At 44.1% G+C, this 14,784-nt stretch carries 13 protein-coding genes; 8 read left to right on the top strand and 5 right to left on the bottom strand.

The genetic code is table 11. The features are described 5' to 3' along the window. Positions 1 to 67: 67 nt before the first annotated feature. Positions 68 to 1,072, bottom strand: coding sequence for a cytochrome-c peroxidase (locus LAQ65_RS15325; RefSeq protein ID WP_224117871.1), 1,005 nt, complete (start codon positions 1,070 to 1,072; stop codon positions 68 to 70). After that, positions 1,072 to 1,836: an MbnP family protein gene (locus LAQ65_RS15320; protein ID WP_224117870.1), complete on the bottom strand. Its 765-nt coding sequence runs from the start codon at positions 1,834 to 1,836 to the stop codon at positions 1,072 to 1,074. Before LAQ65_RS15320 ends, LAQ65_RS15325 begins: the two co-directional genes overlap by 1 nt. A 77-nt stretch (positions 1,837 to 1,913) precedes the next feature. Here LAQ65_RS15320 and dtd point away from each other — a divergent pair, with 77 nt between their 5' ends. From dtd to LAQ65_RS15295, 5 genes are all read left to right on the top strand, one after another. Continuing rightward, positions 1,914 to 2,366, top strand: a complete 453-nt coding sequence (dtd, locus tag LAQ65_RS15315; protein ID WP_224117869.1) for a D-aminoacyl-tRNA deacylase — start codon at positions 1,914 to 1,916, stop codon at positions 2,364 to 2,366. A 5-nt stretch (positions 2,367 to 2,371) separates the two neighbouring features. Beyond that, complete coding sequence (locus tag LAQ65_RS15310; protein WP_224117868.1) at positions 2,372 to 2,716, top strand: nucleotide pyrophosphohydrolase; 345 nt, start codon at positions 2,372 to 2,374, stop codon at positions 2,714 to 2,716. Between the two features lie 50 nt (positions 2,717 to 2,766). Continuing rightward, positions 2,767 to 4,218 carry a glycine--tRNA ligase gene (locus LAQ65_RS15305; RefSeq protein WP_224117867.1) on the top strand — a complete coding sequence of 484 codons (1,452 nt, stop codon included), beginning with the start codon at positions 2,767 to 2,769 and terminating at the stop codon, positions 4,216 to 4,218. A gap of 62 nt (positions 4,219 to 4,280) precedes the next feature. Beyond that, positions 4,281 to 4,562: a hypothetical protein gene (locus tag LAQ65_RS15300; protein WP_224117866.1), complete on the top strand. Its 282-nt coding sequence runs from the start codon at positions 4,281 to 4,283 to the stop codon at positions 4,560 to 4,562. Between the two features lie 97 nt (positions 4,563 to 4,659). Continuing rightward, positions 4,660 to 4,938: a hypothetical protein gene (locus LAQ65_RS15295; protein WP_224117865.1), complete on the top strand. Its 279-nt coding sequence runs from the start codon at positions 4,660 to 4,662 to the stop codon at positions 4,936 to 4,938. Between the two features lie 2 nt (positions 4,939 to 4,940). Here LAQ65_RS15295 and LAQ65_RS15290 read toward each other — a convergent pair whose 3' ends face one another. Together LAQ65_RS15290 and LAQ65_RS15285 are read right to left on the bottom strand one after the other, a co-directional pair. After that, positions 4,941 to 5,690: a ferredoxin--NADP reductase gene (locus tag LAQ65_RS15290; RefSeq protein WP_224117864.1), complete on the bottom strand. Its 750-nt coding sequence runs from the start codon at positions 5,688 to 5,690 to the stop codon at positions 4,941 to 4,943. 50 nt (positions 5,691 to 5,740) lie between these two features. Further along, positions 5,741 to 8,752: a T9SS type A sorting domain-containing protein gene (locus LAQ65_RS15285; RefSeq protein WP_224117863.1), complete on the bottom strand. Its 3,012-nt coding sequence runs from the start codon at positions 8,750 to 8,752 to the stop codon at positions 5,741 to 5,743. A gap of 158 nt (positions 8,753 to 8,910) precedes the next feature. On the opposite strand from LAQ65_RS15285, the gene mfd reads away from it, so the two are divergent. Beyond that, positions 8,911 to 12,339, top strand: a complete 3,429-nt coding sequence (gene mfd / locus LAQ65_RS15280; protein ID WP_224117862.1) for a transcription-repair coupling factor — start codon at positions 8,911 to 8,913, stop codon at positions 12,337 to 12,339. A gap of 205 nt (positions 12,340 to 12,544) precedes the next feature. On the opposite strand, the gene LAQ65_RS15275 is transcribed toward mfd, so the two are convergent. Further along, complete coding sequence (locus tag LAQ65_RS15275; RefSeq protein ID WP_224117861.1) at positions 12,545 to 12,976, bottom strand: GNAT family N-acetyltransferase; 432 nt, start codon at positions 12,974 to 12,976, stop codon at positions 12,545 to 12,547. A 197-nt stretch (positions 12,977 to 13,173) separates the two neighbouring features. Here LAQ65_RS15275 and LAQ65_RS15270 point away from each other — a divergent pair, with 197 nt between their 5' ends. Both LAQ65_RS15270 and fabF read left to right on the top strand, forming a co-directional pair. Beyond that, a complete protein-coding gene (locus LAQ65_RS15270) occupies positions 13,174 to 13,410 on the top strand; it encodes an acyl carrier protein (RefSeq protein ID WP_026751146.1) in 237 nt (78 codons plus the stop codon). 92 nt (positions 13,411 to 13,502) lie between these two features. Continuing rightward, a complete protein-coding gene (fabF, locus tag LAQ65_RS15265; protein ID WP_224117860.1) occupies positions 13,503 to 14,756 on the top strand; it encodes a beta-ketoacyl-ACP synthase II in 1,254 nt (417 codons plus the stop codon). Positions 14,757 to 14,784 lie beyond the last annotated feature (28 nt).

Raw genomic sequence — 14,784 nt, 5'->3', positions numbered from 1 at the left:
TATTTGTGCGGGGATGCACAATACCTACACCATTAAACCTAATGATCCGACTCTCTTACCCCTGAAATCAGTTGGGATCAGCAAGTGCAGGATTTTCAACAAGGGAAGAATCTGTAAGTGACCTGAAAAATTCCGTTAGTAGTCCTCTTTCAACAGACGAAAGGGGATTTTTTTTTGAATAATGGTCATATACTGCATCAAGGCTCACCATCCTGCCATCGTGCATATATGGCTTGGTTAACAGAATGTTCCGCAAACTCGGAACCCTGAATTTTAAAGAATCTTCTTTTTTACCGGTGATGCGCATGCGCCCAACATCATTCAGTGAACTATTTAATGGTAACCCATCATCACGGTAACTGAGATCCGTAAAGAGAGGTTCTGCATGGCAGGAATTACAATTCTTTTTAAGGAAAATTGCATAACCGGCTGCTTCATTTTCTGTAAATACGTCCTTTCCGGCTTTTACGCGATCGTATTTTGAAGAGGCGGATACCAGCATCAGCATATACTGGGAAAGTGCTTTTGTCATTCTTGCTGTAGTAATTTCCGGGCTTCCAAAAACAACTTTGAATTGTTGTACATAGTCCGGGTCTGCGGATAGTTTTTCCAGGACCGAGGGAATTGTTTCTGCCATTTCATTTGGTGCAGTTATTGGTGCCAGCGGTTGAAGGTCCAGGTTAGCAATTCCGCCATCATGGTGCATTTCGGTTTGCCAGGCAAGGTTAAATAATGCTGTTGCATTCCTTGTAGTAAACTGGTTGTTAAATCCATGGCTCAGGTCATGTTCATAGGTTGAAAATGCAGCAAATGGCTGGTGGCAACTGGCGCACGGGAAATTGCCATCCTTCGACAATCTTCCATCAAAAAACAATTTCCTGCCCAGTTCAAAACCTTCCCTGGTAAGCGGGTTCTGTGAAAAATCATATTTGGTATCCGGCCATCCTGCAGGTTTCGGAAATGACAGTGGGACCGGAGACTTTCCAACCGTATCTGTTTTTTTACAGCTAAGCAAAAAACTACCGGATAAAATCCCCCAAACCAGACTTACTATAATTGTTCTTACCCTCATTATTTGATTTCGAAATTGGTCACCTGGAAGGCAGCTGCGATATTATTGGCAATTGCAGAAGAGAGTTCTCCCGGTGTTGTACAAACCGGTGTTTCACTGATTCGCAAAGGAAATGAACTATTAAAGAAATTGTCCAGGGAATAAACGATATCGAAGCTGATGGTTTTTCCTTTTGCCAACTCCCATTGGTCAGGCGCAGAGAGGTTGGCAATAAATAATCTGATGGAACTGTTGGGACTTTGAAAGCCTCCTATATGGTATTCAAATTTTCCGTTTGGCTGATTTGAAACTGGCGAATTCCCTTCCATTTTCAAATAGATATAGCCGCTATTCCAGGTCCAGAACATGCCATTGGCAGGATCCAGCGCACCTGATTGCACTCCACTGACATTGCGTGCGCTGTCAACGCCGATGAGGAAGCTGAGCTGGTTATAAGTACCGGGTTTAATTGGTGTAGAAAAACTTAATGTTGACGGGGTAGACAAATCGGAGAGGAAATATGGCTCGCCGGCAGATAATTCGGACGACCCGGAAAGCTGGTCACCAAGGCTGAACTGCCCGGTATAAAATTTAATGGTTGTTACTGTAAAGGATTCCCCAAACCCATTTGTATAAGGAACGTTTAACTGCAGCGGTTCTCCATTGATTTCCGGGTGGATGCGTACTTCCAGGTGTGCTGTTGGTGGTGATTCTACACTTGCTTCTTTTTGACAGGCTGAAAAAAAGCCCAGACCGACCATTAAAAGGATATACGTCTTTTTCATTTTCACGGAGATTTCGGTAAGCAGATCTATGGCAGAATAGCTATTTTCGGCAAATAGAACTGTAAGTTACACAAAAAATGAGAGTGGTTATACAACGCGTGAAATCGGCTTCCGTAAGCATTGAAGGGAAAGTTAAGGCCGCCATTGGCCCGGGCCTTTTGGTTTTAGTGGGTATTGAAGATGCGGATAGCGAGGACGATATAAAATGGATAAGCAACAAATTGGTTCAGTTGAGGGTTTTTAATGACGACCAGGGAGTTATGAATTGTTCTGTGAAGGAAATAGGAGGGGATATTTTGCTGGTTAGCCAGTTTACATTGCAGGCCAGTACCCGTAAAGGGAACCGGCCTTCTTACATAAAAGCCAGTAAGCCGCCTGTTGCCATTCCGCTTTACGAAAAACTGATCCTCCAACTTAAGGATGACCTCGGTAAACCTATTGGAACTGGTGTTTTTGGGGCAGATATGCAGGTCGCGCTGGTCAATGATGGTCCGGTTACCCTGATTATGGATTCGAAAAACAAGGAATAACCAATATGCCAGACATAACATTAAGGGAAGCCCAGGAGCAGGTTGATCAATGGATCAAAACGGTAGGAGTCCGGTATTTTAAAGAACTTACCAATCTGGGTATATTAATGGAGGAAGTGGGCGAATTATCGCGGCTCATGGTTCGCCAATATGGAGAACAGTCCTTCAAGGAAAGTGATCGGGGAAGGGAACTGGCAGATGAAATGGCCGATGTGCTTTGGGTGCTGATTTGCCTGGCCAACCAAACAGGGGTGGACCTGACTGCGGCTCTCATAAAGAATTTTGACAAAAAAAATGCCCGTGATGCCAGCAGGCACAGGGATAATGAGAAATTGGGGGGAAACCTATAGCTTACCGGCGGGCTTTTACCGTTCAGCATTTTTAATATCTTTACGCCCTTATGGCAAACGATACGAATAAATTCCAGGCGATTATTTCGCATTGCAAAGAATACGGGTTCATATTTCCTTCCAGTGAAATCTACGATGGATTAAGTGCAGTTTATGATTATGGCCAAAACGGCAGTGAGTTAAAGAAAAATATACGTGATTACTGGTGGAAATGGATGACACAGCTTCATGATAATATTGTGGGTATTGACGCCGCAATTTTTATGCACCCTACTACCTGGAAGGCCAGCGGGCATGTCGACAATTTCAGCGATCCCATGATCGACAATAAGGATAGCAAAAAGCGGTATAGGGTCGACCACCTGATTGAAGCATTTGCTGACACCCTGCCAAAGGAAGCGGGCGAAGCTATATTACAGCAAATGGACCAGTTACTGGCAAAGGAAGATTTTGCCGGACTGAAAAAGCTGATTGAGGACAATAAGATGAAATGCAGTGTCAGTGGTACCTGCAACTGGACTGATGTCCGTCAGTTCAACCTCATGTTTTCAACCGAATTTGGGAGTGTAAGCGGTGATGAAGGTGAAAATATGGTTTACCTGCGGCCCGAAACTGCCCAGGGGATTTTTGTCAACTTCCTGAATGTTCAGAAAACCGGTAGGATGAAGATCCCTTTTGGGATTGCCCAGGTAGGTAAAGCCTTCCGAAACGAAATCGTTGCCCGCCAGTTTATTTTCAGGATGCGCGAGTTTGAGCAGATGGAAATGCAATTCTTTATTCGTCCTGGTACGCAGAAGCAATGGTACGAGTACTGGAAAGAAGAGCGTATGAAATGGCACCTTAGCCTTGGTATTTCACCCGAACAGTACCGGTTCCACGATCACGTTAAACTTGCTCACTATGCCGATGCGGCCTGTGATATTGAATATAATTTCCCCATAGGTTTCAAGGAAGTTGAGGGTATCCATAGCCGGACAGATTTCGACCTTCGGAATCACCAGGAATTCAGCAAAAAGAAAATGCAGTATTTTGACGCAGAAACTGATGAAAATGGAAAGCCATATGGAAATTATATTCCATATGTAATTGAAACTTCGATTGGTCTTGACAGGTCGGTAATGATGGTTTTGAGTGAAGCTTATGAAGAACAGGACCTTAGTACCGCTGAAAAGCAGGACAGCCGTGTTTTGCTGAAGTTCCCGCCAAAGCTGGCCCCGGTAAAATTGGCCATTTTGCCATTGGTGAAGAAAGACGGACTTCCGGAAATCGCCCGTCAGCTTATGGATGAATGCAGGGCCTCCTTTCGTTGTTTTTATGAGGAAAAAGACGCTATTGGTAAGCGTTATAGACGGCAGGACGCTATTGGTACACCTTTTTGCGTAACTATTGACCATCAAACCAAGGAAGATGGAATGGTAACCATTCGTTACCGGGATAGTATGGAGCAGGAAAGAATATTACTGAAAGATGTGAAAGAATTGGTTGAAAAAGCCATCCAGTAATTATATATTTGTCTTCACCCTAATTTACCTGCCCAAAATGGGCCGGAACCTATTGTAATAAAATGCATATCACTGTACACTTAGGATTGCTTGCTTTTGCAGTTTTTTCTGCTTTCGCTGTTGGCATAATATTCCGGATAGCCCAGGTCAGAAGCCTGAGGAACCAGGTATTGGAGTTAGAGAAAGAAAAAATGCAAGACCATGCAGAAATCCTTCAACTACAAAAGAAAATGGCCGAATTGCAGGCAAAATTATCAACACCAATCGCTACACCTGTCGTTCCGTTAAAGGAAAAAGAGTCCGGTAAACCTGAAGAAGGGAAAGGTATTCGGGCAACACAATAATACCCAGTCACCTGAGGTTTTAATGCAATATTTTTTTTATTGGTTCGTTTAGTGGATGTATCCTGTGAATATCCACATAAGACTCAAACCAATATCTATGATGTCCGCCAACATCAACCTGGCAGTATTACAATTTGTAATGTTTGCTTTTGCAGCAGGTTCAATCCTGGGTTTTGCCTTTCGATCCAAACAGATTGCCAAATCCAAAAAACGAATTCTTGAGCTGGAAACTGAAATGGTTGAGAACCATGCTGAAATACTGAAATTGCACAAGATTCATTCAGACAAGTCGGGTTTATCTGAAAATGTTCCGGTTATTAACCTTAAAGTGAAAGAACAATTGCAGGCATCTTTGAAGACCAAAGCAAAAGGTTGATCTTAACCGTATAACTCTAAATGAATTTGTTTCCTGTCGTAGCCAAGCGCTAAAATCCGCTGTTTGGCTTCATCGATCATATTTTTCCAACCACACAAGTAAAAAGTTGCAGGGTGCAGGGCTGATCCTGTAGCCATTTTTTGCGTTGAGCAGATGTCTTCATAAACAGCATGGACATAACCGGTACGAACCAGGTGATCACCTGCTTCTTCCCTTGAAAATGTTGGGATATAATGAAAGGCAGGAAACTGTCTTTCTAATGCTTTCAGCTCTTGCCCATATAAACAATCTCCAAATTTCCTGCAGCCAAAAATCAGGTAAATATCTTTATGGGGAATATTATTATTTAAAATGTGGTGTGCCATTGACCGAAAGGGTGCAATTCCTGTTCCTGTGCAAACAAAAAACAGGTCATTCTCAATTGGTTCAGGCAAAGTAAACACACCTTGCGGGCCCCTGAGTGTCAGGGTGCTTCCAACCTGGATATCATTGAACAGGTAGCTGGTGCCTAAACCGCCCTCCAGAAGTACAATTACCAATTCAATAATATTGGTGCCATCAGGCCAGGATGCAATTGAATAACTGCGCCAGCGCTTATTCTTTTGCTCGTGAATAGGCAGGTCAAGTGTTACAAATTGTCCGGGCTTAAAGTTAAACGGTGCATCCTCTTCCATTTGGATCCAGAACCGCCTTGTACTGGATGTTTCATCTACGATACGCACTACCTTTCCTGTTTGCCAGGGCTGTAACATGGGCTGAAATTTGAATTAAAATATGAATGTCCTTTGTAATGCACCTAATATTATTGCCGGATAAACTTCCTGATAAACTGTTGTTTGAAATCGCTGCTGGTTACCGATAATATATAAACACCTTTCGCAAGCCGGCTTACATCAATATTACCATCTGTATAGCCGGTCTCTTTTTTATAAACCAGCTGGCCATTTTCATTATGAACCTGTACAACCAGTTTTTTTATTTCATACATATCACCTGTTTTGAATTGCAGGTTTGTATTGGTTATACCTGGCCAGGAATACCGGATGAAGTCTTTATTATTACGCACCGGATCATTTGTGGCTGTGTTAATATTGGGGGTATAATTCGCTTGTGGAATTACCGTGTAATACATACCGTTCCCATGTGTGCCTACCAGCAATGTATTGTCCTGGGGCCGGTAAGACAATGAAGTAACCAGTGCGTAACCTAAAACATTACTGCCTTCCCGTTTCCATGTAATTGTTTTGCCTGCAGTTAGCGTGTCGCTGATTCCCAGTGTACTGTATAAGCCAACGGAAGTGCCTACATAGTATTCAGTGAAACCTTTACCTAATCCATCTTTCCTGGTAACAATAGCACAACTGCGAATGGATGGCAACGTTAAGTTGCCTTCAATCAGTTTCCATGTAGGATTGGAACTCTTGCCATTGGTAGTCCACCAGATATTAAAATCCTGAATCACAGAAGACCCTGTACTCACCTGGTAATTGGAATAAACCACCATTATCTCATCATCATTATTGGGGTTTACAGCAATATCAGAAACATTTACTGTTGGTGTAGGATTGACTGAAGTATTGCTGATGATCGTATTGATAGCAGGCGGTGTTATATCAACCGGGGTAGCAGATACGGCGGCATTCCGCGGGTCGTTCAGCCTGTATACCCTTCCCTGGTTAGTACCAATATACATTACATGAGAAGAAAGGTAAGGCCCCCGGCTTATTTCAATTGCCCTTATACCAATATTATCACCTCCCGGATTTGTCGGGTTTATTTTTGCACCAATGCCCGTTAATTCGGTCCAGGTTGTTGGGGTTACCGCAGTTGAATTTTTTGTCCGGAAAACCCGGTTATAATTTACATAATAGAGGTCTTCCGGATTGTCATTATCTATCCCGAAATAAGTTATGAATTCCCCGTAACCAGAAGTTGGGTTTGCAGTAAGATTACTGCCTGGCGTTATATCGGTTGCATTTCCTGGTGTAAGCCTGGCAATACTTCCGGTTTGGCTTGTTATAAAAAGCGTATAATCACTGAAACTATTGAATTTCGAGATGGCAGCAGCACCACCGTCACCGGTTCCAGCCTGCACATGGGCATTATCGCCATCAACCCGCAGGTAAGAACTGTTGTCTTGCATGCCGCCTATGAAATTATTGGCTTGCACGCCCGATTGCCTTTGTTCAACATGCACATGATAATATTGGGTTGTCTGGTAATTACTGATCATGGTCCAGGTTACCGGTAAAACTGCGCTGGTATTTCCCATAATATTTTCGGTCAGGTGCAGGCCGCCATCAGTTGCACATAATGCCCTGCTGGGGTTTGAAGGGTCAAAGACCAGGTTGTGAATATCGGGGTGGGTATTATCGTACTGGTCAACTTTAAAATCTGTGGCGGTAGCCCCCCAATATTTATAACCAGCAATCCAGCTGGTAGCGGTTGTATTGGTGAAACCACTGGTAGACCGGTAGAGATTGGTACCCCCTATAAAAATCACACTTGGGTTATCGGGCTTTATAGCCAGCGTCAGGTCATAACCTCCCTGTACAGTTAATGGGTCGATGCCATCTTTCTGGCCATTGAAATCGGGCATATTTGCAGAAAGGTTCGCGTAGGTACTGGCACCAAAATCAAATTTAAAAAGATCGGCTTCGGGCTTACCGGTAGCACCTGCCTGTGACAGTCCATTTTCGTACAGGGCATAAACCAGGTTATTATTGGAAGGGGCCAAAGCAAGTACAATGCGTTTTGAAGAATTCGACAATTCACCGGTACTGGTATAGGAATTTGCCCTCCAGCCGTCTAATGAATCAGTACCAACGGTCTGTCCTCCTGCAAACCTTGTCCAGGTACCTGTATTACCAGAATCAGAATAAAACAAGCCGCGAAGGTCTTTGTCGGGGAATCCGCCATTTACGGCCAGGTATAAACGACCGGTACTGGTGCAAACGATATCCAATTGTCCATAATCGGCAGCAGCTGGCGTTGTGCCGATAAAAACAGCACTAAAAGTTGAACCGTTATCCGTGCTTCGCATAATCCGGCGGTGAGCAGCAACATAAACATACCCGGTTACCGGGCTTACCACGATCTTGTGTACTATATCATACGGGTCATCAAAATTTTCCAGCGTGCCATTAAAAGTACTTGTAATCCTATTCCAGGTCAGGCCATTATCAGTGGATTTCATCAGCCCATAGCCGTTGTAAAATGCACCACCACCCGGCGGTGAGGCGGAATTGCCATAAGGTTCACCTCCTCCTGCATACCAGTTGTTTTCGAAACCCGCCCGGGTGTCTTGAGCGATGGCAGTAACATTGTGAATTTCATCTGGTGGTGTAACCAGGGTCCAGTTGCTACCACCGTCGGTTGACCGGAAAATACCACCGCTGACTGCACCGGCAATAATAACTTTATTTGTCCCTGTTCCAAATCTCTTGTCAAAAACCACAGCCCTTGTGCGGCCACCTATATTATTTGGACCAGCAGCAATATATTGGTTGTCGGCAAATGGTGAAAGCATCATATTTACCTGGCTTTCCTTTACCGGTATCCTGTAAGCCTGCTGTATTTCCCTTTCCCTTATTCCGGCTGGAATTTTGCCTGTTCCCCCATCTTTGATCATGTCATATTCATACCTGATCCTTTGAGCAGTGAATTCGTTCCTTTCCTCCTCAGGTTCTTCCTCAGATTGGCCCGTACCCAAAAAAATCTTATGGGGAATAAATGATGGCCTATCCAGTAAAATAAATCCCGAATATACCAGGCAAGCCAGGGTAAGGGTAAACAGGGGCAATTTTGCATTCATACAGCGCGTATTAAAAAGGAGCAACGGATAGGCATATTGGGACTCACAATATACCAAAATTAATAGTTTATTACCGCCTAATCAATGTGAAAAGCAGGTTATCATTAATCTTCTTTTATCTTTGCACCGCCTTGCATAACCATTAGGGGCAGTGTGTAATGAACCTGGAACATTTACTGGAGCAGTACCTGAATGATGGCCGCCTTTTTCAATTGGCGGACAAGCTCACTTTGTCCCAACCCCAGCATATCGTACTTAAAAGCCTTTCCGGCAGCTCCCCGGAATTTTTAGTTACCGCCATTTTTAAGCACTCCGTTACCGAACAGGTTAACCATGTGGTCATCCTGAACGATGCGGAAGAAGCGGCTTATTTCCATAACACCCTGGAAAACCTGACCGGGGCACTGGACCTTTTTTATTTTCCATCATCATTCCGTACAAAAAAGAACTACCGGCAACTGAACAGCAGCCACGTTATGCTGCGTACCGAAACCCTCACAAGGCTAACCGGTGGCGGAAACAAGAAACTGGTGGTCACATATCCGGAGGCCTTGTTCGAGAAAGTAGTCCGGCCCGAAACCCTTAGCGGGAATATTATCCGCGTAAAAGTGAATGATGTTCTTGATACGGTTAAACTATACGAACAATTAACTGATGCAGGATTTAACCGGACCGATTTTGTGTATGAACCCGGACAATTCGCTGTACGTGGCGGAATTATAGATATCTATTCATTCGGGAATGAAAAACCCTACCGGATCGAATTGTTTGGTAACGATGTTGATTCTATCCGCCTTTTTGATCCGGAAACCCAGCTCAGTGAGCGGAAATTACTGCAGGTCAGCATTATTCCCAACCTGCAGGCTGAATTTACGGAAGAAGCCACCGTATCGCTCTTTGAGTTCCTGCCGGCAAATACGGTAGTCTGGATGAACGACTGGAATTTTGTAAAAGAAAGGATCGCTTTGCAGGAAGAGGAACTGGACCTGTTTATCAGCAGGAATGAAGGTGTTGTGTACAAAGAAGAAGAGGATGAAGATAAGCTGGTTCGTAAAGTAATTGCAAAGGCAGAATTTGAAACGGCAGCAGAACTTGAATTAAGGTTACAGCAAAGGCATATCATTGAAATGGAAGGCCATGGTGAATTCCCCGGCGGGCTCACCACTGAAATCAGTTTTCATACCAGGCCACAGCCATCATTTAACCGGCAGTTTGAATTACTGATCAGGGATTTTCAGCAATGGGAAAAGAAGGGATTCGGCTTATACCTCTTTGCTGAAAACCCAAAACAACTGGAACGGCTGCATAGCATTTTTGAAGACCTTAAGGCTGCAATCCATTTTACACCAATCCCGGTGGCAATACACGGAGGTTTTATTGATGAAGACCTGAAAGTGGTTTGTTATACCGACCACCAGGTTTTTCAGCGATACCATAAATACAAGGTTAAACAAGCCTATAATAAAAACAAGGCATTAACATTGCGCACCCTGCGCGAGTTACAGCCGGGAGATTTTGTTTCACATATAGACCACGGTGTTGGCGTATACAGCGGATTGCAGAAACTGGAGGTAAATGGCAAATTGCAGGAGGCTGTTCGCATCATTTATAAGGACAGTGATATCCTTTATGTGAATATTAATTCGCTGCACAAAATTTCAAAATATACGGGTAAGGAAGGAACAGTTCCCAAGGTAAATAAACTGGGCAGTGATGCCTGGTCCAAGCTTAAAGAAAAAACTAAAACAAAGGTCAAGGAAATTGCCTTTGACCTTATACAGTTGTATGCACAAAGAAAGGCGCAGCAGGGATTCCGGCATACGCCAGATACTTATTTGCAAACTGAACTGGAAGCTTCTTTCATATATGAGGATACGCCCGACCAAAGCAAAGCCACGGGTGATGTTAAAAAAGATATGGAGTCGCCATCTCCCATGGACAGGCTGGTTTGCGGGGATGTTGGTTTTGGGAAAACGGAAATAGCCATCCGCGCTGCATTTAAATCAGTAGTCGATGGCAAACAGGCCGCAGTGCTGGTCCCGACTACGATCCTGGCGTTCCAGCATTACAAAACATTTTCAGAACGGTTGAAAGATTTCCCGGTAACCGTCGATTATATCAACAGGTTTAAAAGCAGCAGGGAAAAAAAGGAAACGCTTAAAAAGCTCGAAGAAGGGAAAGTTGATATAATTATCGGAACCCATTCTATACTTGGCAAAGAAGTGAAATTTAAGGACCTGGGTATCCTGGTGATAGATGAAGAGCAGAAATTTGGTGTGGCACATAAAGAAAAAATCAAAACGCTTCGAACCAATGTAGATTGCCTTACGCTTACGGCAACGCCTATCCCAAGGACCCTGCAGTTCAGCCTTATGGGGGCCCGCGACCTGAGTATCATTAATACCCCACCCCCAAACAGGCAGCCCATCCAAACCGAAGTGCAGGTATATAATGAAGATTTTATAAGGGATGCCATATACTTTGAAACAGAGCGTGGCGGACAGGTTTTCTTTATCCATAACAGGGTAAATGGCCTTGCAGAAATGGCTGCGATGATCCAGAGCCATTGCCCGGATTTAAGTATTGGCTATGCACACGGACAAATGGAAGGGCATATCCTGGAGGAGCGCATCATGGATTTTATTGATAAAAAATATGATGTGCTGGTTTGTACCAACATCGTGGAGAGTGGCGTGGATATTGCTAATGTGAATACCATCATTGTAAATAATGCGCACCAGTTTGGTCTAAGTGACCTGCACCAGTTACGGGGCAGGGTAGGCCGGAGCAACAGGAAGGCCTTCTGTTATTTATTGGCCCCGCCAATGAGCACGCTGCCATCAGATTCGAAAAAGCGTTTACAGACTTTAGAGCAGCACAGTGAACTGGGTAGCGGGTTCCAGATTGCTATGCGTGACCTTGACATCAGGGGCGCGGGAAATATGCTCGGTGGTGAGCAAAGCGGTTTTATGGCAGAAATTGGATTTGAAATGTACCAGAAAATTCTGGATGAAGCGATTAGGGAATTAAAGCGGACATCATTCAGGGAATTGTTTAAGGAAGAGATAGCCCGGCAGGAAGATTATGTACAGGATTGTACCATTGATACAGACCTGGAGATTTTAATCCCCGATGAATATGTGGAAAGTATAACCGAACGTTTGTCTTTGTATACCAGGCTCGATAACTGTGCTTCTGAAGAAGATTTGGTGGCATTTCACATCGAGATGAATGACCGATTTGGCCCGGTTCCGCAACAGGTGGAGGATTTATTTGATACAGTGAGGGTGCGCAGGCTTGCTGTAGAATTGGGGTTTGAAAAATTGTTGTTGCGCGACGAAACGCTGAAGTGTTTTTTCATCAACAAGCCCGACTCACCTTATTTCGAATCGGACTTGTTCCAGCGAATATTGGCCTACCTGCAAACAGGAACCAATAAGGCCAGGCTGAAACAAACCGGAAAGAATTTTCTGCTGGTAATTGATTCTATGCGCGATATGAAAACTATTTTGGAATTCCTCCGGAAAATGCACAGGCAGGTCGTTAACAGTGAATCAGCGGCAATTGAACAACCGATTAATTCTTAACAGCCCGACCCAACTTTAATAGCATATTTAAATTAATTGGATATCGACCTGGATGCACCAGGCCTGGTGTGTCGATGTGTATCAATTTATAATAAGGAACTATTCCCAACACCCCTTAACTAAAGAAAATACAGCCCTAAGTGGGGGATTCGGATGGGGAAGCGTGCAGAAATCAGCGGAGGCTTATGCCGGAAGGTAAAAGCTATTACCTGAGTTTTTTTTCCATCACATAATGAGGGATAGTGACTTCCAGGAACTCTTTACTGGTTACTTCATAACCCAGGCGTTCATAGAAACCGATAGCTGTTTTCCGGGCGTGCATGGTTAATTTTTTAAATCCGCGGTCACGGGCAATATTTTCTGCAAAGCACATAAGGGCCCGGCCGATACCTTTTCCCTGTACATTATTGCTGACAGCCATTTGCCTGAGGCGAACCACACCGGGTTCTTCCTTCACCAGCATACAACAACCCAGCAGCTTCTCTTCTTCGAAGGCGCCAATCAGGATTTCTTCGCGCTCTTTTTCCAGTTCCGTTTGGCTAAAACTAAGGCCCAGCGGCTTACGCAGGATATCATCCCTCAGGAGAACCATCTGCTTATATTCAGGTGAACCGTGGTCGATAATTTTAAGTGCCATCAGCTATTTTTTGGTGTTTAAGGATGCCTAAATTACAAAAATCATCCCTTCAACAATCGTATCGGGCCGAATTTACTTACAATTGTTAGTATAAAATCATCGCAAAAGGATTTGAGGCTCAATAATTAAAAAAACCTCCAAAAATTGTTATTTACTCAAAAAGTATATTTTTGCAGCCGTAACTAAACTTTATTACAATGTCAGACATCGCAACTAGAGTTAAAAAGATCATTGTTGACAAATTAGGCGTCGACGAAGCAGAAGTAACCAACGAAGCTTCATTTACCAATGATCTGGGAGCTGACTCTCTGGATACAGTAGAATTGATCATGGAATTCGAAAAAGAGTTCAATATCTCTATCCCGGATGAGCAGGCTGAAACCATCACTACAGTTGGCCAGGCTGTTGCTTATTTAGAAGAGCACGCTAAGTAAACGGTATCCCGTTTCAGGCATATTTAATCCGCCTTTCGAAAGCAATATCGCTGAGAAGGCGGATTTATCACGTTTAAAATCCGGCAAGCTACATGGAACTGAAAAGAATTGTAGTAACAGGTATGGGCGCATTAACTCCTGTGGGTAATACCCTCGAGGATTATTGGACTGGTTTGCTGAATGGCGTTCCAGGTGCTGAGCCAATTCAATTATTTGATGCTTCAAAATTCAAGACCAGGTTCGCCTGCGAAGTGAAGAATTTCGATCCTACCAATTTCATGGATCGGAAGGAGGCCCGGAAAATTGACCGCTTCACCCAGTTTGCACTCGTCGTTTCAGATGAAGCCATGGCAGATGCCGGTTTGAATAAAGACAATATCAATCCGGATCGCGCCGGTGTTGTTTTTGGTAGCGGAATAGGCGGTATCATGACTTTCCAGCATGAGGTCATGGAATTTGCCAAGGGAGATGGAACGCCCAGGTTTAATCCGTTTTTCATTCCGAAAATGATCCTCGACATTGCCGCAGGCCAGATATCCATGCGGTATAATTTGCGCGGACCAAATTTTGCAGTGGTAAGTGCCTGTGCCAGCAGTACCAATGCAATCATTGAAGCGGCTAACCTTATTAAATTAGGGAAGGCCGATATCATCGTAAGTGGTGGAAGTGAGGCTGTAATCTGCGAAGCCGGGATTGGTGGTTTCAATGCCATGAAAGCGATGAGCGAACGAAATGATGATCCCCATACAGCCAGCAGGCCATATGACAAAGACCGTGATGGCTTTGTAATGGGTGAAGCAGCCGGTATATTGGTGCTGGAGGAATTAGAACATGCCAAAGCCCGGGGCGCAAAGATTTATTGTGAATTGGCTGGTGGCGGTGCATCAGCTGATGCCTATCACATTACAGCCCCTCATCCGGAAGGGTTGGGAGCGCGTAATGTCATGCTGGCTGCTCTTAAGGATGCAGGAATGCAGGCTTCCGATATCGATTATATTAATACGCATGGCACATCCACTCCGCTGGGCGATGTGGCAGAAGTGAAAGCCATCATGAATGTATTCGGGGAACATGCTTATAACCTGAATATCAGCGCAACTAAATCTATGACCGGCCATTGCCTGGGTGCAGCGGGGGTTATTGAAGCCATTGCCTCAATTAAAGCGGTGATGCACGATATAATACCCCCAACCATCAATCATTTTACCGATGACCCTGAATTGGATTCCCGGTTAAATTTCACCTTTAACAAACCTCAAAAACGTATAGTCAGGGCGGCACTGAGCAATACTTTTGGATTTGGCGGACATAATGCCTGCGTTATTGTGAAGAAATTTGAAGGATGATGATATATTTTGCGGGCAATCCCTTAAC

The organism is Flavihumibacter profundi (genome assembly GCF_020076305.1).
GTDB classification, from domain to species: domain Bacteria; phylum Bacteroidota; class Bacteroidia; order Chitinophagales; family Chitinophagaceae; genus Flavihumibacter; species Flavihumibacter profundi.
The sequence above is the reverse complement of the archived record's forward strand: the minus strand, read 5'-3'. Positions and strand labels throughout refer to the sequence as shown.